21 protein-coding genes are annotated in these 23209 nt (G+C 47.0%); 2 read left to right on the forward strand and 19 right to left on the reverse strand.

Going from position 1 to position 23209, the window contains the following annotated elements:
* Positions 1-49: 49 nt before the first annotated feature.
* From LY387_RS12700 to sdhC, 4 genes are read right to left on the reverse strand one after another with little or no spacing between them, the layout of a single operon-like run.
* Positions 50-760, reverse strand: coding sequence for a succinate dehydrogenase iron-sulfur subunit (locus LY387_RS12700; protein WP_042476400.1), 711 nt, complete (start codon positions 758-760; stop codon positions 50-52).
* Between the two features lie 15 nt (positions 761-775).
* Positions 776-2542 carry a succinate dehydrogenase flavoprotein subunit gene (gene sdhA, locus LY387_RS12705; protein WP_234494379.1) on the reverse strand — a complete coding sequence of 589 codons (1767 nt, stop codon included), beginning with the start codon at positions 2540-2542 and terminating at the stop codon, positions 776-778.
* Positions 2543-2890, reverse strand: a complete 348-nt coding sequence (sdhD, locus tag LY387_RS12710) for a succinate dehydrogenase, hydrophobic membrane anchor protein (RefSeq protein ID WP_042476398.1) — start codon at positions 2888-2890, stop codon at positions 2543-2545.
* Complete coding sequence (gene sdhC / locus LY387_RS12715; protein WP_042476396.1) at positions 2884-3276, reverse strand: succinate dehydrogenase cytochrome b556 subunit; 393 nt, start codon at positions 3274-3276, stop codon at positions 2884-2886. The genes sdhD and sdhC overlap by 7 nt, the downstream gene beginning before the upstream one ends.
* A gap of 394 nt (positions 3277-3670) precedes the next feature.
* Here sdhC and LY387_RS12720 point away from each other — a divergent pair, with 394 nt between their 5' ends.
* Entirely contained in the window at positions 3671-4960 is a 1290-nt protein-coding gene (locus LY387_RS12720) for a citrate synthase (RefSeq protein WP_042476393.1), read from the forward strand.
* A 63-nt stretch (positions 4961-5023) separates the two neighbouring features.
* Here LY387_RS12720 and LY387_RS12725 read toward each other — a convergent pair whose 3' ends face one another.
* Positions 5024-5782 carry a Nif3-like dinuclear metal center hexameric protein gene (locus LY387_RS12725; RefSeq protein WP_234494380.1) on the reverse strand — a complete coding sequence of 253 codons (759 nt, stop codon included), beginning with the start codon at positions 5780-5782 and terminating at the stop codon, positions 5024-5026.
* Between the two features lie 84 nt (positions 5783-5866).
* Between LY387_RS12725 and LY387_RS12730 the strand changes: the two genes are divergently transcribed.
* Positions 5867-6637 (forward strand): DUF1853 family protein, encoded by a 771-nt coding sequence (locus LY387_RS12730; protein ID WP_234494381.1) that lies wholly within the window; start codon positions 5867-5869, stop codon positions 6635-6637.
* A 14-nt stretch (positions 6638-6651) separates the two neighbouring features.
* On the opposite strand, the gene LY387_RS12735 is transcribed toward LY387_RS12730, so the two are convergent.
* The 14 genes from LY387_RS12735 to rseP form a co-directional block, all read right to left on the reverse strand.
* Positions 6652-7500 (reverse strand): endonuclease/exonuclease/phosphatase family protein, encoded by an 849-nt coding sequence (locus tag LY387_RS12735; protein ID WP_234494382.1) that lies wholly within the window; start codon positions 7498-7500, stop codon positions 6652-6654.
* A gap of 65 nt (positions 7501-7565) precedes the next feature.
* Positions 7566-7904, reverse strand: a complete 339-nt coding sequence (glnB, locus tag LY387_RS12740; RefSeq protein ID WP_042476388.1) for a nitrogen regulatory protein P-II — start codon at positions 7902-7904, stop codon at positions 7566-7568.
* A gap of 168 nt (positions 7905-8072) precedes the next feature.
* Positions 8073-8384, reverse strand: coding sequence for a c-type cytochrome (locus LY387_RS12745; protein WP_234494383.1), 312 nt, complete (start codon positions 8382-8384; stop codon positions 8073-8075).
* 120 nt (positions 8385-8504) lie between these two features.
* A complete protein-coding gene (gene tilS, locus LY387_RS12750; RefSeq protein WP_234494384.1) occupies positions 8505-9824 on the reverse strand; it encodes a tRNA lysidine(34) synthetase TilS in 1320 nt (439 codons plus the stop codon).
* A gap of 82 nt (positions 9825-9906) precedes the next feature.
* Positions 9907-10866 (reverse strand): acetyl-CoA carboxylase carboxyl transferase subunit alpha, encoded by a 960-nt coding sequence (gene accA / locus LY387_RS12755; RefSeq protein ID WP_234494385.1) that lies wholly within the window; start codon positions 10864-10866, stop codon positions 9907-9909.
* A gap of 49 nt (positions 10867-10915) precedes the next feature.
* A complete protein-coding gene (dnaE, locus tag LY387_RS12760; RefSeq protein WP_234494386.1) occupies positions 10916-14395 on the reverse strand; it encodes a DNA polymerase III subunit alpha in 3480 nt (1159 codons plus the stop codon).
* Positions 14396-14475: 80 nt separating this feature from the next.
* Positions 14476-15102: a ribonuclease HII gene (gene rnhB, locus LY387_RS12765; protein ID WP_128647850.1), complete on the reverse strand. Its 627-nt coding sequence runs from the start codon at positions 15100-15102 to the stop codon at positions 14476-14478.
* Positions 15099-16241, reverse strand: coding sequence for a lipid-A-disaccharide synthase (lpxB, locus tag LY387_RS12770; RefSeq protein ID WP_234494387.1), 1143 nt, complete (start codon positions 16239-16241; stop codon positions 15099-15101). The genes rnhB and lpxB overlap by 4 nt, the downstream gene beginning before the upstream one ends.
* A gap of 96 nt (positions 16242-16337) precedes the next feature.
* Positions 16338-17126 (reverse strand): acyl-ACP--UDP-N-acetylglucosamine O-acyltransferase, encoded by a 789-nt coding sequence (gene lpxA / locus LY387_RS12775; protein ID WP_128647851.1) that lies wholly within the window; start codon positions 17124-17126, stop codon positions 16338-16340.
* Between the two features lies 1 nt (position 17127).
* On the reverse strand, positions 17128-17559 hold the full coding sequence (gene fabZ / locus LY387_RS12780) for a 3-hydroxyacyl-ACP dehydratase FabZ (RefSeq protein ID WP_394153572.1): 432 nt from the start codon (positions 17557-17559) through the stop codon (positions 17128-17130).
* Between the two features lie 178 nt (positions 17560-17737).
* Complete coding sequence (gene lpxD, locus LY387_RS12785) at positions 17738-18769, reverse strand: UDP-3-O-(3-hydroxymyristoyl)glucosamine N-acyltransferase (RefSeq protein ID WP_234494388.1); 1032 nt, start codon at positions 18767-18769, stop codon at positions 17738-17740.
* A 22-nt stretch (positions 18770-18791) separates the two neighbouring features.
* Positions 18792-19292 carry an OmpH family outer membrane protein gene (locus LY387_RS12790; protein WP_128647935.1) on the reverse strand — a complete coding sequence of 167 codons (501 nt, stop codon included), beginning with the start codon at positions 19290-19292 and terminating at the stop codon, positions 18792-18794.
* Positions 19293-19363: 71 nt separating this feature from the next.
* Positions 19364-21802, reverse strand: coding sequence for an outer membrane protein assembly factor BamA (gene bamA / locus LY387_RS12795; RefSeq protein WP_234494389.1), 2439 nt, complete (start codon positions 21800-21802; stop codon positions 19364-19366).
* A gap of 47 nt (positions 21803-21849) precedes the next feature.
* Positions 21850-23208, reverse strand: a complete 1359-nt coding sequence (gene rseP, locus LY387_RS12800; protein WP_234494390.1) for a sigma E protease regulator RseP — start codon at positions 23206-23208, stop codon at positions 21850-21852.
* Between the last annotated feature and the right edge of the window lies 1 nt (position 23209).

Here is a 23209-nt window from a genome sequence, read left to right on the forward strand (position 1 = left end):
ATAAGAAGCCGACTCTCCAGGGCGTCGAGTCGGCAATTTTTATTTTTTATTACACCGAACGATTAACAAGCATTGACTTGATATGACCAATCGCTTTCGTCGGGTTAAGTCCCTTAGGACATACACTGACACAGTTCATAATGCCGTGACAACGGAAAACGCTAAATGCATCATCAAGATTTGATAAGCGTTCATCTGTTGCCGTATCACGACTGTCAATCAGCCAGCGATACGCCGCGAGAAGACCTGCAGGTCCAATAAACTTGTCTGGATTCCACCAGAACGATGGGCAAGAAGTCGTACAACACGCACACATGATGCACTCATAGAGACCATCAAGGTGTGCTCGTTCTTCTGGCATTTGCAGGTTTTCACGCGATGGTGGCACATTCCCATCTGAAATGAGAAATGGCTTAACTTTCGCGTAGTTATCATAAAACTGAGTCATGTCTACAATCAAGTCTCGAACGACCGGAAGTCCCGGTAACGGACGAATGACTATCTTGCCACCCTCAAGCGCTGATAATGGTGTGATACAAGCAAGGCCGTTTTTACCATTCATGTTCAGACCGTCGGAGCCACAAACCCCCTCACGGCATGAACGACGAAAAGCGATCGTTGGGTCTTGCTCTTTCAGCAAAATCAGAGCATCAAGTACCATCATGTCCGACCCTTCATCCACCTCTAGGGTGTAGTCTTTCATGTATGGCTTGTTATCTACATCCGGATTGTAACGGTAAAGAGAGAAATTAAGTTTCATAGTCGTGTCCTCCCTTTAGTACGTACGTGCTTTCGGCGGGAAAGCTTCACGGTGAACAGGCGTCATGTTGACATCACGCTTCGACATCTGCTCAGTTTCAGGGTTATAGATAGAGTGACATAGCCACTGCTCATCATCACGCTCTGGGAAGTCAAAGCGAGCATGAGCGCCGCGACTCTCGGTACGATAGTTTGCTGCTACCGCCGTAGAGAAAGCTGTCTCCATCAGGTTATCAAGCTCTAGACACTCAACACGCTGGGTGTTGAATTCTTTCGACTTGTCAGCAAGGTGTGCTTCTTTCAGACGCTCGCGAATCACTTTCAGCTCTTCTAGACCCGTTGCCATCGCATCGCCTTCGCGGAATACCGAGAAGCTGTTTTGCATACAAGTTTGTAGGTCCTTACGGATTTGAGCTGGGTCTTCGCCTGATGCACTGTTTTCCCAACGCATAGTACGAGCAAGCGATGCTTCGATGTCCGACTCTGTTGCAGGGCGTGCCTCTGTTTGTGCTGCCAATGTCTCACCAAGGTGTAGACCTGTTGCGCGACCAAATACCACAAGGTCAAGTAGCGAGTTACCACCCAAGCGGTTAGCGCCGTGAACCGATACTGATGCAATTTCGCCGCAAGCGAATAGACCTTGAACCTCAAGATCGTTCCCTGATGCGTCTTGCTTAATCGCTTGACCAGAAACTTGAGTCGGTACGCCACCCATCATGTAGTGACAAGTTGGAATAACTGGAATTGGTTCTTTCACCGGATCGACGTGTGCGAATGTACGAGATAGCTCACAGATACCTGGCAAACGAGACTCAAGTACATCTTTACCTAGGTGGTCCATCTTCAGTTTAATGTGCGGACCCCAAGGACCATCACAGCCGCGACCTTCACGAATTTCGATCATCATTGAACGAGCTACAACGTCTCGACCAGCCAGGTCTTTCGCGTTCGGTGCATAACGCTCCATGAAGCGCTCACCATCTTTATTTAGAAGGTAACCACCCTCACCACGACAGCCTTCTGTTACCAGTACGCCTGCGCCAGCGATACCCGTTGGGTGGAACTGCCACATTTCCATGTCTTGCATTGGAACGCCTGCACGCAGTGCCATACCAACACCATCACCTGTATTGATGTGTGCGTTGGTTGTTGAAGCATAGATACGACCTGCACCACCCGTTGCAAGGATGGTCGCTTTCGATTTGAAGTAACAAATCTCGCCGGTTTCCATACACAGAGCAGTACAACCTAACACCGCACCATCTTGGTTCTTAACAAGATCCAGTGCATACCATTCTGAGAAGATAGTGGTCTTGTGTTTGATGTTTTGCTGATAAAGCGTATGAAGCAGAGCGTGACCAGTACGGTCAGCGGCAGCTGCGGTACGCGCCGCTTGCTCACCACCAAACTCTTTTGATTGACCACCAAATGGACGCTGGTAAATCGAACCATTATCAAAACGAGAGAAAGGAAGACCCATTTTCTCTAGTTCGATAACCGACTTAGGACCATTTTTACACATGTACTCGATAGCGTTTTGGTCACCGATATAATCCGAACCTTTAACAGTGTCATACATATGCCACTGCCAATCGTCTTTATGAGAGTTACCAAGCGCTACTGTGATACCGCCTTGGGCAGATACAGTGTGCGAACGAGTAGGAAAAACCTTAGATAGCAAAGCACAAGAAAGACCTTGCTCTGAAATTTGTAGTGCAGCGCGCATGCCTGCACCACCAGCGCCGATTACTACGGCATCAAACTCACGAACTGGAATAGACACTTACGCACCCCACAGAATAAAGAAACCAGAGAAGAAATAACCAAGCAGTACCGCAACAAACGTCAGTTGCAGTGCGCCACGCAGAAGCGTGTGCTTGATATAGTCTGTAAGAACTTGCCATAGACCGATCCAGGCATGAATTAGCACTGAGGCTAACGCAAGCATGGTGAACACCTTAGTGAAAGTGCCACCGAAGAAGTTGGTCCAAGATACGTAGGAAATATCCCCTGCAAACGCGCAGAAGCTCACGAGATAAATTGTGTACAAGGTCATAATGATGGCGGTGGCACGAATTAATAGAAAATCGTGTACGCCGTTACGACCAAAAGTTGAAACGTTGCTTACCATACCAATACTCCAGCCAGCAGTGACAGAACACCTGTCACGATGAAGGCAACCTTGGCACTCTTCGCGCCCGATTCGAGCTCTTCAAAGTAACCTAGGTCCATAATCAAGTGGCGAACACCACCCACGATGTGATACGCAAGTGCTGTCAAAATGCCCCAAAGGATAAATTTGACGAAGAAACCGTCGACAATGTCGGCTGCCTCCGCAAACCCAATCGGGGATGAGAGTGACTTGGCTAGTAACCAAAGGAGAATACCGATCGACACAAACGTAATCACACCTGACACACGGTGCAGGATGGAAGCGATTGCGGTGATCGGAAAGCGGATTGTCTGTAAATCTAAATTAACAGGTCTGGACTTTCTTTCTTTCACGGGCTTGCTCACTCAGCTCCATTGAGCATTTATTGTTATGAATAATTTTTGGTCTCTAAGCCTCAAAAGTTAACATAAAGTTAACAATAATTTCGTGTTACAAGGGAGATAATTGTAACGATAATGTTAACAGACGAGAATTCAAATCGACCTCACTTCGGTTTGCATCCTCGAGTTTACAAGGTTTTGACCAACAATTTCACCGAAACTATACGGTTGGCAACATTCTAATACAATTGGTGTAACAAAATATGCTACACAGAACAGATTTTTAACCATTTTTCTATAAAAAATCATAACAAGTGCACACAAAACCGTATAAAAATTGACTTTGCCCCAGAAGCGAAGTAAAAAATTGGCACACAAACATCCTGGACGGATTAAATAATAAACAAAGGAGATTGTTATGGCAGATAAGAAAGCGACCCTTCATATTGAAGGTCAAGCGCCAATCGAGCTGCCGATTATGGAAGGTTCTATCGGACCAGAAGTAGTCGATGTTCGTAAACTTGGAGCCAATGGTTACTTTACATTTGACCCGGGTTTTCTTGCCACTGCATCCTGTGAATCTCAAATCACTTATATCGACGGCGGTAAAGGTGTCCTGTTACACCGTGGTTTCCCTATCGATCAGTTAGCTAATAATGCAGACTACCTAGAGGTTTGCTACATTCTTCTCGTTGGTGAAGCCCCTACACGCGAAGAATACGAAAGCTTTAAACAAATCGTGACCCGTCACACCATGGTTCATGAGCAAATTGCGAGTTTCTTCCACGGTTTCCGTCGCGACGCTCACCCAATGGCAGTAATGTGTGGTGTGGTTGGTGCTCTTGCCGCCTTCTACCACGATTCTCTCGATATCAACAACGACTCACACCGTGAAATCGCAGCTTACCGCTTGATTTCTAAGATGCCTACGCTTGCAGCAATGTGTTACAAGTATTCTATCGGTCAACCATTCATCTACCCACGTAACGACCTAACGTACGCGGAAAACTTCCTACACATGATGTTCGCTAACCCATGTGAAGAGTATGAAGTTAACCCAATCGTTGCACGTGCAATGGATAAAATCTTTACGCTGCACGCAGACCACGAGCAAAATGCGTCTACGTCGACTGTACGTCTTGCTGGTTCGTCAGGTGCGAACCCATTCGCATGTATTGCGGCTGGTATTGCATCTCTATGGGGTCCTGCTCACGGCGGCGCTAACGAAGCGTGTCTTCGTATGCTTGAGGAGATTGGCTCTGTAGATAAGATCCCTGAGTACATCGAGCGCGCGAAAGACAAAGATGACCCATTCCGACTAATGGGCTTCGGTCACCGTGTTTACAAAAACTACGACCCACGTGCGACGGTTATGCGTGAAGCATGTCACGACGTACTTAAAGAGCTTAACATTCAAGATCCTCTATTGGATGTTGCAATGGAGCTTGAGCGTATTGCTCTGTCTGACGAGTACTTCGTTGAGAAGAAACTGTATCCAAACGTAGATTTCTACTCAGGTATCATTCTTAAAGCGATTGGTATCCCAGTATCTATGTTCACAGTAATCTTTGCGATGTCTCGCACGGTAGGTTGGATTGCTCACTGGAATGAAATGCACAGCGATCCAGGCAACCGTATCGGTCGTCCACGTCAGCTTTACACAGGTGAAGCTATGCGTGACTTTAAACCGCTACACGAACGCGAATAACGATAAACACAACATCAAAAGCAAAAGAGCAGCCTAGGCTGCTCTTTTTTTGTTTGCTCGTCGTTAAACCGGATTATCGATATCCTTAAATTCAACGTCGAGTCCATGCTCTTTAGCCAACCATTCACCCAACGCCTGAATGCCATAGCGCTCAGTTGCATGATGTCCTGCAGCGAAATAGTGAATACTGAGTTCGCGTGCTATGTAGGTCGTGCGCTCAGAGACCTCTCCCGAAATAAACGCATCCAAGCCTTTTGACGCAGCGAGCTCAATGTAATCTTGACCACCACCTGTACACCAACCAACGGTTTCAATCAGCTTATCCGCCATATCTGGAGCGATATGCAAAGGTTCACGATTCAACGTCTTTGCAATCTTTGCGGCAAAGTCAGTCCCCGTCATTGGCGTCGCCAGTTTGCCGAACATAGCCACAGATTGTGGGTGCCCTTCAAGACCATCAATGACTTCAATATCAAGCAGCTCGGCTAATCTTGCGTTATTACCAAGCTCTGGGTGGATATCAAGCGGGAGGTGGTAACCAAACAAGTTCACGTCGTTCTTGATCAGAGTGCGAATTCGCTTACCTTTCATCCCACGAATCGGCTCAGGTTCACCTTTCCAGAAATAACCATGATGTACTAACACAGCATCCGCTTCTACGCTCACGGCATAATCGATAAGCGCTTGAGAGGCCGTTACACCAGTGATCACTTTTTTGATTTCACTCGCACCTTCAACTTGAAGTCCGTTAGGGCTGTAATCTTTAATTAATTGCGGCGATAGTTTTTCATTGAGGATAGCTTCAAGCTTTAAGTTATTCATGGCACTTCCTGAGCAAATTCTTGATTTCCGTGGTTATAGCAATTTACTCTAGCAATGTCGAAAGGAAAACGTAAAGAATACGCCATGCAATCAATTAGGGACTTCATCACTTGGATAAGCGAGAGCCAAAGCCTCATCACAGGGCACGAAAACGTGGCAGAGCGTTTCCCAAAGTCATCGAATATTTCACGCACTCAGGACGACTCTGAGTACCAAGGTAACCCTAGGCTCGGTTTTCTTTATCAGGAACTGTGCCGACGCTTGTTCGAGCAGAGCAAGCAACACAGTGTGTTTGCGGAAGAGATACAACTGCAGCAAGATGGGCGAACCTTAGGCGCTATCGACTTCCTTATTGAGAAAAGAGGTGAGCCAAGGCTTGAACACTGGGAAGTCGCAATTAAGTTCTATTTGCTCAAAGACGGCCTTTGGTATGGACCTAACGCCAAAGATAGGCTGGATAAAAAGCTAAGCCGCATGCTCGACCACCAACTTAAGATGTCGGATACCCCAGCGTTCAAATCGCAGTACCCTGACCTAATGATTCCATCTCAACATCTACTGATGCAAGGTCGACTCTATATCAACCCATTTGAGCAAGAGGACGTGCCAACAGAGTGCGTGGGACTGCGCATCAATCCAAAGCGGATCACTGGTTACTGGTGTTACCAATCTCAGTTTCACCGCATTAATGAACCTGTGTACAGATTGGAGAAACCACTTTGGGCGACTGGAAAACGTCAACGCGGTGACAGCGATCCTGTATCGGCTCTCCCAAAGCACTTTATTCACTGCCAAGCCGAGAGTGGTCAATTCTGGTTTATCATCCCTGATGATTGGCCGCAAAGCAGTATGTAAAAAGTTGATATCGTCTACTGAGACAAAACAAACTCAGCCAGCATTGGATTATGATCCGACGCGTCACTTTCAGGTGTACTCGTTGCCTCTAAGGTCATGCCTCGATAGAAGATGTGATCGAGTGGCAGTCCGGTAACAAAGCGTTTTCGATGATCAGGGGTAAACTTGACCTCATTGATTTGATAATTACGAAGGACATTTTTTAGTACTTCCATTCGTGATTCGCTCCAACTGTTGAAGTCACCTGCGATGAGTAAGGGGCCGGAGTGAGATTCGAGCACTTGCTTAAACGAGTCCAGTTGTTGCTTATACTCTTGCGTCCCTAAGGTAAAGTTCACCGAATGCAGGTTAAGCGCTATCAAAGTCTGTCCATTAGAGAGCTTATATTCTGCATAGAGGCCAGATTTGGGGAGTTGCAGCCAAGGCTCAACTTGAAGGTTTGCACAGGCGACTTTTGGCATGGCACGGCTCAAGTTCAAAACCCCGCTTGAAACATCAAATGCCTTAAATGCGCTGACCTGATTACTTCCCCACTCTGAGCGCTGTAGCCAATCGAGGAACTGATCATCAAGACTTGCCTCTTGAAGTAACACCAACTGCCTGTCTTGAGAGCGCTCTGTAAGCTCTGAGAGAAGGTTATCTCTGTTTTGCTTATAGACATTCCACACCAGCACATTAAGTCGCCCTGCGTCATCAAGCGCCTCTGGCGTAGGATTGTGATAACACTTTAATTCGGTATCAACCTGCGTGCCGCGAACGGTGGTGATTTCTGGCGTATCTGAAACGGTAAACACCGCTTGAAACCCACCAACCGCCATACCAAGCGCAGCCAATGCACCGACTAAAAGCCACTTTAACTTCATTGCTCACCCTAAAAGTAAAAAAGGAGTAGTTGCCTACTCCTTTTAATGTTAGTGCTAAACGCGTTTTAGATCGCGTCTTCGTCTTCTTCGCCCGTGCGGATACGAACAACACGCTCGATATCAGTGATGAAGATTTTGCCATCTCCAATCTTGCCTGTTTGAGCCGTTTCAATGATGGTCTCAACACACTGGTCAGCCACATCACCCGCAACAACAATCTCGAGTTTCACTTTTGGTAAGAAATCGACCATGTACTCAGCGCCTCGATAAAGCTCAGTGTGGCCTTTCTGGCGACCAAAACCTTTCACTTCAGAAACGGTCATACCTGTAATGCCCACTTCAGCCAGTGCTTCGCGCACATCATCAAGTTTGAATGGTTTGATAATCGCTTCGATCTTTTTCATGTTCTTCCCTTACATCAATTTTGTTAGCGACATTATCTGGTAGGTCGCATCAACAATCAACGAAAACAAAAAGCCCGAAGCGTAGCTTCGAGCTTTGTGTCAAACATTCTTGCAACCGACTGAGTCGTTGCGTTATTTCTAGCTTACGTTCGGAACGATAAGTGGTCGTTACTTCAAGCTAGCGTAGTATGCGGCTAGGTTAGCAATGTCCTCATCACTAAGCATAGATGCTTGAGCTTGCATGACTGCTGCCAAACCACCATTGCGCTCTTTGTTTTTATACGCCTTGATGGACGTCACTAGGTACTGCTCATTTTGTCCTTTAAGGTTTGGGTAACCAGGGATAACCGCAATCCCATCAGCACCATGACACGCTGCGCAAACCGCTGCTTTCGCTTTACCCGCGGCAATGTCACCTGCCATTGCTGGTCCACTCAGTAACCCCACTACTGCGATTGCTCCAATCATCAATTTTTTCATTGCTTTACCTTGTACTTTTTATCAATGTTAGTCAGAAAGCAGTGCATCCATCACACAAATTGAACAGTTCTAACCGCTTCCTGCGTTTTATTATCTTTACGATTGTGACATGAAAAAGGGTCATTTGTCCCAGACAAGTTCACAATCTGAGCCGTAAAAATCCTTATCTACAAACAGGTTACCGACGGCAACCACAATGCCGTTCATCATCAGGATTGGCGTGCGGCGACGTTGCCAACTTGGCACCTGATATTCTTGAAACAGCTTCTTTAACTTGCGAGAGCCAGAGCGTCCATGGGGATGGGCGCTCAGTCCTTCAGGGTTGAACGTAACGCTCAAAGCCCCAGTGAGTTTAGCGTATTCTAGCGTCATAGTGTTGTCGCCTGAACGACCTCTTTTTAAACTTAAGATCCCTAAATAATCTGGTAAAGCTAACGGCTCCTCCAATGTCAGGGCATGTGTCCAACTCGTCACATCAGCTTGCTTCGCGATCCAATAAAGGTAGCCACGAAATCGGCGGACTACTCCGCCGGACAGTTCTATCTGAGGGTTTGCATCTACCCTAGCTAACGCGACTTCCTGCCAAAGTTTTTGTAATTGAACTTCACTAGGCAAAACTGTCACTTGAGATTCTAACCACATACGCAATAGCTGGTCGCGTTTTAGCTCTGAAAAGTGATTTAACGCCTCTACCTTGATACCCATAAACCTATCAAGGCTGGCCTCTAGCTCCGGCTTTAGCAGTTCAACTAGTAAGCGCTCTTGCTTAGCGCATAGCCTTGCACTGCGATTCACCGCTTTGGAAAAGCTAGGCCAACGAGTACTGAGCAAGGGCATGACCTCATGTCGCAAAAAATTTCGATCGAAGCGGGTATCTTGATTACTTTCATCCTCAAGCCATTGCAGTGCTTGATCATTGGCAAATTGTTCAATGTCTTGACGTTGCGCATTGAGGAGAGGACGAACAAGACTACCCTTACCGAAAGGCATACAGACCGCCATTGATGATAGTCCCTTAGGTCCGCTGCCACGCTTAACGGCAAGCAGGAAAGTTTCGGCTTGATCATCCAAATGCTGACCGGTGATCAGAACGTCATCATGCGTCATATGTTGATTGATAGCCTGATAGCGGGCATGACGCGCCTGCTGCTCGATGCTATCACCACTATTAAGGTTCAGCTGTACATGCTCTGCAACAAATTCAACCTTTTCTTCATCCGCCCATTGCTTGCATAACGCTAGCCAATGGTCAGCTTTGTCGCTCAGGCCATGATGAACGTGAACTGCGACAATCGAAGTGGATGGGTTGCATGTGCGATACTCAACGGCCAGTCTCAGCAGTACTCGGGAGTCAACGCCGCCACTAAATCCGACAACAATGCGCCCTCTATCGGGAAGATAGCGGAGCATGGATTCGGTGAACTGTTGACGTAGCGACATTGGTATTTCCTAAATAGCGTAGAGACTCAAAATATAAAAAAGGCGAGCATAATGCTCGCCTTATTATATAAATCAATTTCGTTTAGCAGTAGCCATAACTCATCAAACGTTGATAACGACGCTCAAGAAGGTTCTCTTCTTCTAGCTGATCAAGCTCTTCTAGCTGACGAAGCAGGGTTGCTTTCATGTTTTCAGCCATTTGGATCGCGTCTCGGTGTGCGCCACCAAGCGGCTCTTCGATGATCTCGTCAATAAGCTCAAGCTCTTTAAGACGCGGGGCAATCAGACCCATAGCCTCTGCTGCTTGTGGTGCTTTATCCGAATCACGCCACAAGATAGACGCACAGCCTTCGGGAGAAATTACTGAGTACGTTGAGTACTGAAGCATGTTCACGTAGTCGCCCACACCGATAGCCAGTGCACCACCAGAACCGCCTTCACCGACAACGTTACAGATAACTGGCACCTTCAACCCTGCCATCACCTTAAGGTTCATCGCGATAGCTTCAGATTGACCACGCTCCTCAGCGCCAACACCTGGATATGCACCCGCCGTGTCAATAAAAGTAATGATTGGCATGTTGAAACGTTCCGCCATGCGCATCAGACGAAGCGCTTTGCGGTAGCCTTCTGGCTTAGGCATGCCGAAGTTACGTTTTACTTTTTCTTTGGTTTCACGGCCCTTTTGGTGACCAATGATCATCACTGGACGTCCTTCTAGGCGAGCCATACCACCCACGATCGCTTTGTCGTCTGCAAAAGCGCGATCACCAGCAAGCTCATCGAATTCCGTAAATACGTGCTCAATGTAGTCCAACGTATATGGACGTTGTGGGTGACGAGCGAGCTGTGCTACTTGCCACGCACCAAGATCACTAAAGATTTTTTTCTTAAGCTCTAAGCTTTTCTTCTCTAGTTGTTCAATTTCTTTATCTAAGTCAATTGCGCTGTCACCACCGTGACGAGATACATCACGTAGTGCTTCAATTTTTGCTTCTAGTTCGGCAATTGGCTTTTCAAATTCAAGAAAGTTCAAGCTCATCTATGAATCCTTTTCGATTCTGCATCGGGACTAAAGTCCCAATGCTATATTAGTTAAATTCGAGTTCTACCTGGTCTTTACCAAGTAACTGCTGTAATTCTTCTAGCAGCGTATCATTTGGTGTAACACGCCATTCTGTACCCAGCGTTAGTTTTGCTCGTGCATCCGAACGCTGATAGTAAATATTAACCGGTACAGTCCCCGCTTTATGAGGGGTAAGTATTTCCATAAAGCGCTGATAAAAGCGCTCATCAATTTGTTGCTCTAACAAAGAGATGGATAATCCTCGCGTAAATTTCTCGCGAGCGCTACCAAGATCTAAAACTTCGCGGGCAGACATTTTAAGTCCACCATTGAAGTCATCAAAGCTGACCTGTCCAGAAACGACCACTATTTTATCTTTTTCTAACAATTCAGCATATTTATCTAGTGCATCTGAGAACAACATCACTTCCATACGACCACTTCGGTCGTCCAAAGTCATAATTCCGATGCGTGTACCACGTTTCGTCGTCATCACACGAGCAGCGATCACCAGACCTGCAACCGTCAGCGATTGATCACGACGTGTTGGCGTGGCGTCTTTTAATCGACAACTTGTATACTTGGTTAGTTCCTTGAGGTAGGCGTTAATTGGGTGCCCGGTCAAATAAAGACCCAACGTCTCCCTTTCGCCCTCCAGCCAAACCTTTTCTGGCCAAGCAGGAACCTGAGTATATTTGTTCTCGACTTCTTCTGGAGCATCGGTCAAGACGCCAAACATATCGCCCTGTCCAAAAGCTTCAGCTTGGTGATGTTGACTCGCCGCCTTCACGGCATCATTTAGTGATGCCATTAATGCGGCTCGGTGTGGCCCCAGTTTATCAAGCGCCCCCGCCATAATGAGTTTTTCAATCACTCGCTTGTTCACTTTTTTAAGGTCAATGCGAGCGCAGAAATCAAATAAGTCACGGAAATAGCCATCTTTGTTTCTGGCTTCGATAATGGCATCAATTGGGCCTTCACCAACCCCTTTGATCGCTCCGATTCCGTAAACTATCGCCCCTTCATCATTGACATTAAATCGAAACAAGCCAGCGTTGATGTCTGGTGGCAATACCTTGAGCTTCATGCGGAAGCACTCATCAACAAGACCAACGACTTTTTCGGTGTTATCCATATCCGCGGTCATTACCGCTGCCATAAACTCAGCTGGATAGTGTTTCTTCAGCCATAGCGTTTGATAAGAAACCAAAGCATAAGCTGCCGAGTGCGATTTGTTAAAGCCGTAACCTGCAAACTTCTCTACCAAGTCAAAGATCTTCATCGCCAGTTCGCCGTCGACGCCATTTTTAATGGCCCCTTCTTCGAACACGGCACGCTGCTTGGCCATCTCTTCAGGCTTTTTCTTACCCATCGCACGACGCAGCATGTCTGCACCGCCTAGCGTATAACCAGCTAGGATCTGCGCGATCTGCATTACCTGCTCTTGATAAAGGATGATGCCATAGGTTGGCTCAAGCGTCTCTTTTAGCGACTCATGCTGCCAGGTTTCATCCGGATAGGAGACCGCCTCTCGTCCGTGTTTACGGTCGATAAAGTTATCTACCATGCCCGATTGAAGCGGGCCCGGACGGAACAGAGCTACCAGTGCGATAATATCTTCAAAACAGTCCGGCTGAAGGCGTTTGATAAGCTCCTTCATACCTCGAGATTCCAGCTGGAATACCGCGGTGGTTTCTGAATTTTGTAGCAATTGGAAAGACGGCTGGTCGTCGAGTGGAATGGACTCGATACGAACCGGCTCTTTACCTTCTCTCTCTAAACGTGGGTTGATAAGCCCCAGCGCCCAATCGATGATGGTTAACGTTCTCAGGCCCAGAAAGTCAAACTTAACCAGACCTGCGGTTTCCACATCGTTTTTATCAAACTGTGTAACTGGGAAATGGCCCTCGGAATCTGCGTAGATCGGCGCAAAATCCGTGATTGTGGTTGGTGAGATTACAACACCACCCGCGTGCTTACCGGCGTTACGTGTACAACCCTCTAGGATTCGACACATGTCGATAAGGTCGCGAACTTCTTCATCGTTGTCATACAACTGCGGTAGAGCGGGCTCAACATCAAACGCCTTTTGCAGCGTCATACCAGGATCACCCGGGATAAGCTTCGAGATACGATCGACAAAGCCAAACGGGTGACCAAGTACGCGCCCTACATCTCGAATAACCGCCTTAGCAGCCATGGTACCGAATGTGATGATCTGAGATACCGCATCACGACCATACATTTCTGCCACGTGATCAATAACTTGATCACGTTTATCCATACAGAAGTCGACATCGAAATCGGGCATGGAAACACGCTCAGGGTTCAAGAAGCGCTCGAATAGCAGATCGTATTCTAGAGGATCAAGGTCGGTGATTTTCAGCGCATACGCAACCAAAGAGCCGGCACCCGAACCACGACCAGGACCTACAGGGATCGCATTATCTTTCGACCACTGGATGAACTCCATTACGATCAAGAAATAGCCAGGAAAGCCCATTTGGTTAATTACGTCGAGCTCTACTTGTAAGCGCTCATCATATTCCGGTCGGCGCTCAAGACGGACCTGCTCATCAGGGAATAGGAACTCTAAACGCTCTTCTAGACCTTCTCGAGACTTCATCACCAAGAAGTCTGTCTCTTCCATACCCTCTGTTGGGAAAGCAGGTAGGAAGTACTCTCCAAGCCTTACCGTGACATTACATCGCTTGGCTATCTCGACAGAGTTTTGCAGTGCTTCTGGAATATCGGCGAATAACTCGCACATCTCTTCTTCGCTACGTAAATACTGTTGGTCACTGTAGCGTTTAGGACGACGTGGATCATCGAGGGTATATCCATCGTGAATCGCGACTCGGATCTCGTGAGCGTCGAACAGTTCTTTATCGACAAACACAACCTCGTTAGTTGCCACAACAGGTAGCTCTAGCTCTTCGGCTAACTCAATCGCAAAATGCAGGTAACTTTCTTCGTCTGAACGTCCCGTACGGATTAACTCGAGGTAGTAGCGATCTGGAAAGTGGGTCTGATAGAAAGCCGCACACTGCTTGGCAAGCGCTTGGTTGCCTTTGAGTAGGGCTTTACCAACCTCACCTTCTTTGGCACCCGACAAAACAATCAATCCCTCTGAAAGCTCTGCAAGCCACGCCTTGTCAATCACAGGTTGATGCTGTACGTGTCCTCGAAGATAGGCTTTTGAGATCAGCAGCGTTAGGTTGTTGTAGCCCTTGTTATCCGCAGCAAGCACAGTAATACGAGTCAGCTCTTCGCCAAACTCGTCTGACTGCATGGAAAAGTCGGCCCCAATCAGTGGCTTAATACCCGCGGAATGAGCATTGCCATAAAACTTTACGAGACCACAAAGGTTAGTGAAGTCGGTCAATGCCATAGCTGGCATACCCATCTCCGCGACCTTCTTCACTAATGGTGGTACTTTGGAAAGCCCATCCACCATAGAGAAGTCACTGTGAACACGTAAGTGTATAAACTTGGGGTCTGACATAATGAATCCTAAATCGTCACGACATTCTAATGGCTATATCTAAAGCCACTAGCCTTTCAATAGCGTTAATCTTAATACTGTTAGTCTTCTAAACCTAAGGCGCGTTTTACTGGCTTAAAGCTTTTTCGATGCTGAGCAATAACGCCATGCTGCTCAATCGCTTCAAAGTGCGCCTTGGTCGGGTATCCTTTGTGCTTAGCAAATCCAAATTCCGGATGCTCTTTATCGAGCTCTTCCATTTCTTGGTCACGCACCACCTTGGCGATGATAGAGGCAGCACTGATTTCCGCGACGCGAAGATCGCCTTTCACCACAGCCTGTGCGTCCATCGGAAGCGCCGGCGTTCGGTTGCCATCGATAAGCACGAGATCTGGTGTAGCACTCAGCCCAGCGACCGCTCGCTGCATCGCAACCATGGTAGCTTGAAGGATATTAAGCTGATCAATTTCTTCCGGTGAACAGCGACCCACAGACCAAGCTAACGCTTTCTCTTTTATCTCTGGATAGAGCGCGAGACGTTTTTTCTCTGACAGCTTCTTAGAGTCGTTGAGACCTTCTATCGGATTGTTAGGGTCAAGTATAACGGCAGCAGTGACTACGTCACCCACCAAGGGACCACGTCCTACTTCATCCACACCAGCTACTGCAAGGTAACCTTGAGGATATTCAAAAGGAGGTAACTCTACTGGTGTTTTCTTTTTGGTCATAATCTATCAATCAATTTAAGTACGGCGTCGGCGGCCTGTTTATCCGCATCTTTGCGGATCCAATGATGCATTTCGGTGAACTTCTCAATCATATCGCGATTGTCGCCACTCAGCAGTCGCGTCAGCTCAGCGTGCAGGTTCTCAGGTGTGCAGGCTTCGAGTAGGAACTCTTTGACTATCTCGTCGTCCGCCAAAATATTAGGTAAAGAGACATACTTAGTCTTAACCAGACGCTTTGCCAAAAATGCGGTGATGGCATTCATCTTGTAACCAACAACCATAGGTCTCTTGAGTAACATGCACTCTAATGCCACCGTACCAGAAGCCAGCAACACTGCATCGGATGCCGTAATCACATTACGGGCCGTGTCTTGAACAATATGAAAATCTAGCTCTGGGGCATATTGCTGCCAGGCATCAATGAACTGCTGCTTACGTTTATCGTTTACGGCTGCAACGACAAAACCGAGTGTCGGATCATCCTTGCTGAGCTTTAGGCAGGTCTCGATAAATGGTTGCGAGAGCATTTTGAGCTCATTACCACGACTACCCGGTAGCACAGCGAGCCATTTTCTATCTTTATCAAGTCCCAGCAGCTCTTGAGCTGCCCCTTTATCAGACTCTAAAGGAATCGCATCGGCAAGGGTGTGACCAACAAACTCACACGGTACGTTGAACTTGTCATAAAACGCTTTTTCAAACGGCAAAAATGCTAACACTAAGTTCGTCGCTTCAGCGATGCCATGGATGCGTTTTTGCCGCCAAGCCCACACAGAAGGGCTGACGTAATGTACTGTTTTAGTGCCTGCTTTTTTCAGGTCCAACTCAAGTCTTAAGTTGAAATCTGGGGCATCAATCCCGACAAATACATCGACCGGATTTTCAGTAAAGTACTTCACCAATTCAGCTTTAACATGCAGAAGCCTTCTTAGCCTACCTAAAACTTCCACAAGCCCCATCACGGCAAGCTCTTCCATATCGAATAGAGACTCGCAGCCCTGGGCAATCATCTTTGGTCCGCCAATACCGACAAACTCAGCATCTGGGTAGCGCACTTTGAGAGCCTTGATAAAGCCCTCGCCAAGCGTATCACCAGAAAGTTCGCCTGCGACGATGCCGATGCGTAATGGTCGTTCCATTGATAGTCCCTATTTGCGATAAGTTTATGGTTTTCTTAAAACAGAAAAAGACCGCCAGTCCGACTGGCGATCTTTTAAGCTTGCTGAGATGCTGAGCTAGCGAATAATGCCACGCTCTGACGTTTCCAAGATCTCTATGAAGCGTCCAACAGAGGCCCATTCTTGTGCCATCTCTTCCAGTACCGGCTTCACTTCGGCTAGGGTCTTACCCGAGCGATAAATCTCTTTGTAAGCTTTCTGCAATGCACGAAGCTCTGGCTTCTCAAAGCCATTACGCTTTAGGCCAACAAGGTTTAGGCCAAACGGCGTAGCGTGGTTACCTTGTGCTAAAACATAAGGTGGCACATCTTGGACGACAGCAGAACAACCGCCGACATAGGCGTATGCACCTACCGTGCAGAATGGGTGAATCGCTGATAGAGCCATCACGCCAGCGTAGTCGCCAACGGTAACATGCCCACCAAGGATTGCATTATTGCCAATATGAGTGTGATTACCAACGATCACATCATGAGCGATGTGCGCGTTGACACACAGTAGGTTGTCGTTACCAACAACAGTCTGTGTTTTGTCCTGTGTAGTGCCACGATGGATCTGTACACTCTCACGGATCACGTTGCGGTCACCCACAATCACACGTGTATCTTCACCGCCATACTTCTTATCTTGGTTTTCTTCACCGATAATCGCTTGCGGGAACACTCGGTTGTCATTGCCAATCGTCGTGTTACCTTTAATCACGACATGCGACATAATTTCATTGTTTTCACCGATGGTGACGTCACCCGCAATGTAGGTAAATGGTCCTACCGTGGTGTTCGCACCAATAGTGACGTTACCTTCGATAACGGCACTTGGGTGTATCTTTGCAGACTCATGAATCATATTAAAACTCTCTACGAGCACATTTCAGTTCAGCAGAACAAACAATCTCACCATCAACTTTCGCCACACCGTTAAAGGCAGCAATACCGCGGCGCTCTTTCACGAACTCCACTTCGATAATGAGTTGATCACCAGGCACTACTGGCTTACGGAATTTCGCTTTGTCGACACTTGCAAAGTAGTAAAGCTCATTGTCTTTTGGTGCACCAAAAGATTTAAACGCTAAAAGGCCGGTTGCTTGCGCCATCGCTTCTAGGATTAATACACCAGGGAAGACCGGCAGCTGTGGAAAGTGACCTGTGAATTGTGGTTCGTTCACCGAAACATTCTTGATAGCGGTCAGATACTTTTCTTCTTGATAATCGGTCACACGATCGATAAGCAGAAACGGATAGCGATGTGGCAGAAGTTCCTGAATCTCAGTGATGTTCATTGTTTTAGTATCGGTGCTCAAAGTAAAAATCCTATATCAATTCTTTTCTAGTCTAGGGGCATTATATACCCAAATACCCCACAGTGTCAGTTAGGGAGCCAAGCTCGACCTGAACCAAGTTCACGCACATAAAAAGACTCGCCTAAAGCGAGCCTTTTTTTGTTTAAGCGACTGAGGGTTAGTCCTCTTGTTGCTCGAGCAGTTTCTCGACTGCTTTTAGGCGCTTATTCATCTCATCAATGCGATGAACACGAGTTGCGGTCTTACGCCACTCTTTATTGGTTTGAAGCGGTATACCTGACGAGTAGATACCTTTCTCTGGTAAGCTGCGCATAACCATGCCCATTCCCGTCACGATAACACCATCGGCGATTTCAATGTGGCCGTTAAGAACACTTGCTCCACCGATTTGGCAGTATTTACCAATCTTCGTACTACCAGCAACGATAGTACCACCAGCCATCGCTGTGCCATATCCGATGTGCACGTTGTGTGCAATCTGCATCTGGTTATCGATGATGACATTGTCTTCGATAATCGTATCGTCGAGTGCACCACGGTCGATAGTTGTACAGGCACCAATTTCTACTCGATTGCCAATTCTTACTGTACCAAGCTGAGGGATCTTAACCCACTCACCTTTTTCATTGGCATAACCGAAGCCGTCAGAGCCAATCACTGTGCTTGATTGAACAAGGCAGTCAGTACCCATCACAACATCATGGTAGATGGCAACGTTCGCCCAAAGCTTAGTGTTCGCACCAAGCTTTGCGCCTTTACCGATAAAGCAGCCTGCACCAATAACAACGTTGTCGCCTAGCTCAGCGCCGGCTTCAATAACAGCGTTAGCACCGATAGAGACATTACTACCTAATTTTGCTTCCGGTGATACTACAGCGCTCGCTGCAATGCCTGCTGAAGCCGGACTAGGCGTACTATCTAATGCCTGAGCAACTTTCGCGTAAGCCACATAAGGGTCCGCAACCACTAAAGCATTCGTTTTACAGTGCTCTAATTCCGTTGCCTTCACCATTACTGCTGAAGCTTTACACTCTCCAAGGTGCTTTGCGTACTTAACGTTGGTTAAGAACGTAATTTCACCTTCACCTGCGCGATCCATTGGGGCAACAGTGTGAATCGAGACATTCCCATCACCGTGTAGTTCACCACTAGTGATCTCAGCAAGCTGTGCTAACGTCAATGCTGTCATGTTATTCCTACTAGCTAACTAATTACTTAAGAGTGTCGATAACTTTGCTTGAGATGTTGAACTCTTCTTTCGCATAACCCACCGCTTGAATGTCGATGATCATGTCGTAGCCTTCTTTCTCAGCCACTTTCTCAACAGCTTGTTGGATAGTTTGGAAAAGCTTTTGCTTCTCTTCTGCTTCACGACGCTGGCTCTCTTTCTCTAGAGCTTGACCCTTGATCTTGTATTTGCTGTCTAGCTGACCAATTTCAATACGTAGTTTCTCTACTTCTTCAGTGCCTAGTAGCTCGCCATCGCGCTGAAGTTTTTCCATTTTCTTAGTCGCTTCTGCTTGGATAGCTTGAAGCTCTGCCGCTTTGTCTTTGAACTCGTTTTGCAGTTTCTGAAGCGTAGCTTCACGTTGTGGAAGCGCTTGGAAAACTTGTAGCGTGTTCACGTAGCCAATTTTCTGAGCCGCTTCTGCTGCTGTTGCAAACATTGAAGAGGTAAGGATAACTAGGCCAAGACCAGCCGCTTTCATCATATTTTTCAAGGTCGATTCCTCTGTTTAAAAATCTTGTATTTACTTAAGCTGTGGGGCAATGCCCCACAGAATTAGAATGTGTTACCAATCGTGAAGGTAAAGGCTTCTGTTTTATCGCCTTCAAACTTCTTAACCGGCGTCGCTAATGAGAAGACCAATGGCCCCATTGGCGACATCCATTGGACTGCCACACCTACCGATGCACGGTAGTTAGATGGGTCCGAATAGTCGTAGTAATATTGTTTACCCGGCATGTTTGGATCTGGGGATACATAAGTAAACTCGGTATCCCATAGGCTTGCCGCATCAAAGAACACACTGGTTCGAATTTGATTTCGGAACTCATCCGATGCAAATGGTGTTGGAACAATTAGCTCCACACTCGCTAGTGCTACCGCGTTACCACCCACCGATTGTTCTGTCGCTGAGTAACACGGGTTGTTACCGCCGACGTTACCACAGCCACCGCCGTTTGGATCGTTATAAACCGCTTTCGGACCTACCGAGTTCTGACGGAAGCCTCGAAGTGTTGAGAAACCACCGACATAGAAGTTCTCGTAGAACGGCAACAGGTTGTCATTACCATTGGTTTGACCATAACCGTTACCGTAGCCTAAACGACCCTTCAACAATAACGTAAAGTTGTGGCTTTGTGTAATCGGAAAGTACTGCCTAATGTCGTATTGTGTCTTAAAGTATTGAACATCCGAACCAGGTACTGTCACTTTTCCGTAAAGTTTTTGATGGTTGCCCGCTGTAGGGAAACGACCACGGTTTAGATTATTACGAGTCCATGCTGCTGTCAGGTGGAAATCATCGGTAATCAAGTTACCTTCTGCATCTCGGTTCTTCTCCTGAGCTTGCAGGAATTTTTCAATCTGAACGTATTCTTTGATGTTACCTAGACGGCTGTGGGTATAGCCACCACCGAACTCAAGATAGTTAAGTTCGTCGACCGGGAAACCCCACGTCAACGTACCGCCGTAGCTTTGATCGGTATAGTCGATGATGCCCGCTTTAGACGCTTCGAACTCGTTGTAGAAGATCTGCCCACCCAAACTGACACCGTCTAGGTTCCAGTAAGGGTCACGATAATCTAGGGTAATGTTCTTTTGGTATTTGTTGGTCATAGCACTGATACCAACGCGGTCACCGGAACCTGCGAAGTTATCTTGCTGAAGACCGACCTGGAAGCTGATACCCGATTCGGTACCATAGCCGACACCAAAGTTAACACTGCCCGAGTTGGCTTCTTTTACGTCATAGACCAAATCCACTTGGTCATCAGAACCAGGAACGCGAACGGTTTGTACATCTACGGTCTCAAAGAAACCCAGTCGGTTCAGACGGTTTTTACCCGTTTCGATAGACTTAGAGTTCAGCCAGCTCGATTCCATCTGACGCATTTCTCGACGTAGAACTTCATCTTTTGTCGAGTTGTTACCTGTAAAGCGGATATCACGCACATAAATACGATTTCCCGCTTCCACATTAATAACTAGCGATACTTCATTGGTTTCGTCGTTGAACTCTGGGATCGTTCTTACCTGAGGATACGCATAGCCGGACTCACCCAGCACTCGTTTAATGTTCTCTTCCAGCGCGGTTACGCTAGAGCCATTATAGGTATCGCCGGCAGCAAACGGCACCATGCCTTCAAACTCGGCTTGCTTACCAATCAACTGACCTCGGAAATTCACGTCTTTGACTGTGTAAGCTTCACCCTCGTCGATACCTAGGGTGATGTACACACCTTTTTTATCTGGAGAAATAGAAACCTGTGTCGTGTCGACCTTAAATTTCAGATAACCACGGTCTAGGTAGAATGACTTCAAGGCTTCAATATCACCGGCCAGGACCTGTTTCTGGTACTTGTCATCGGCCAAGAAGTTCCACCAAGCGACATCCACATTGAGGTTGAAGCGAGACAGTAGTTCTTCGTCAGCAAAGACGGTGTTGCCAATAAAGTTAATCTGCTTAATTTTCGCAGACACGCCTTCTGTAAAGACAAACTTTAAGTCAGCACGGTTACGTGGAAGTGGTGTAACAACGGCCTGTACTTTTGCGTTGTATTTACCCACACTGTAGTAAAAATCCTCTAGACCTTTTTCAATGTTACTCAAGGTCGTTCTATCAAGTGCTTCACCTACCACGACGCCTGACGCATCAAGGTTTTGTTGCAGTTGTTCTTCCTTGATAGCCTTGTTGCCCGAGAATGAAATGCTTGCAATGGTTGGGCGCTCTTTCACTCGAACGACTAACGCATCGTTATCTCGAAGGACTTTAATGTCTTCAAAGTTGCCAGACTGGTACAGAGCGTTGATGATTTCGGAAATATCTTTACCGTCAACGGTATCACCAATACGTACAGGCATCTTCAATAGCGCCGCACCCAGTGCAACCCTTTGCAATCCCTCTATACGAATGTCCTGTACAACAAAATCCTCAGCCCCATTCGCCGACACACTTGTCGCCAGTAGAGATGCGAATAAAATATGCTTAATCGCCATACCTGCTCTAATTATTCCTTGCTAATACTGCTGCCTGAATTCTGATATCAAAGGCGTGTAAAATCATTAAAAATTGCTATCAGCATTAATGAGAAGATGATGGCACCTCCCACTCGATAGCCCATTTCTTGTACTTTTTCTGGGACTGGTCGTCTAATCACTGCCTCTACAGCGAAGAACATCAAATGACCGCCATCTAACATTGGTAACGGTACTAAGTTGATTATCCCTAGGTTGACACTAATCAGCGCCAAGAAACCTAAGAAGTAGACCAAACCATAATCTGCCGTCGTTCCCGCACCTTTCGCGATCGAGATCGGTCCACTCAGATTATTCAGCCCCACATCGCCAACAATCAGCTTTTTAAGCATTGTCATTGTCAGCTCAATAATTTGTCCTGTTTTTACGATGGCCTTACCCACCGCTTCTACCGGTCCATATTGAAGATCAAATCGATAATCCGCTGGCCATTCGCCTAGTTCTGGAGCAATGCCTGCAAACCCTATATTGCTTCCATCAGCCAACTCGCGAGAGCCAGGGACTAGGGTGATTGAAACACTCTCCCCCGCTCGATTAACCGTCATTGGTAGTGGGGTATTTGCACTGCCTTGAATCGCTTCGACAACCTGGTTCCAACTTTCAACAGCGACACCGTCAATCTGAGTGATGGTATCGCCTACGAGAAGACCAGCCTGTGCACCTGCACCATCCGCACTGACGTTAACCAGCGTCATCTTTATCTCAGGAGAGAAAGGAACAAAACCAAGCGTCCCCATAGCAGACTCTGTTTCTGGATTAAAGTTCCACGTTTGAAGATCAAGTGTTAACTTTTTGTCCATTCCTATTTGGCTTTCTGATGACACTGTGATCGTCATCTGACTATCACCAATATGAGAAACCAAACCGAGGTTTACCGACTCCCAGTCTAGAGTTTGTTTGCCATCAACAGAGAGAATCTGCATACCTGGCTCTAAACCCGCTTGAGCGGCTATTGAGCTTGGAGTCACCTCTCCCACCACAGGCTTAACCGCAGGTACACCGATAAGAAATACCAACCAGTATGCGAATACGGCAAAAAAGAAGTTGAATGCTGGACCCGCTCCTACAATAGCGGTTCTTTTCCATAGAGGCTTTTTATCGAAAGCATACTTGTGATCTACCTCAGAGACTTCATCGACTCGACTGTCGAGCATCTTGACATAGCCGCCTAGGGGGATCATTGAAATACTGTATTCGGTGCCGTCTTTACCGACTTTAGACCAGATTGACTTACCAAAACCAATCGAGAACTTTTCAACGTAGACGCCACAACGTCGAGCAACCCAAAAGTGCCCAAATTCATGAACGGCGACAAGAATGCCTAATGCGACAATAAAGGACGCCAGATTCCACAAAATATCAGTCATA

Origin of the sequence: Vibrio maritimus (assembly GCF_021441885.1) — a bacterium.
Classification (GTDB): Bacteria; Pseudomonadota; Gammaproteobacteria; order Enterobacterales; family Vibrionaceae; genus Vibrio; species Vibrio maritimus_B.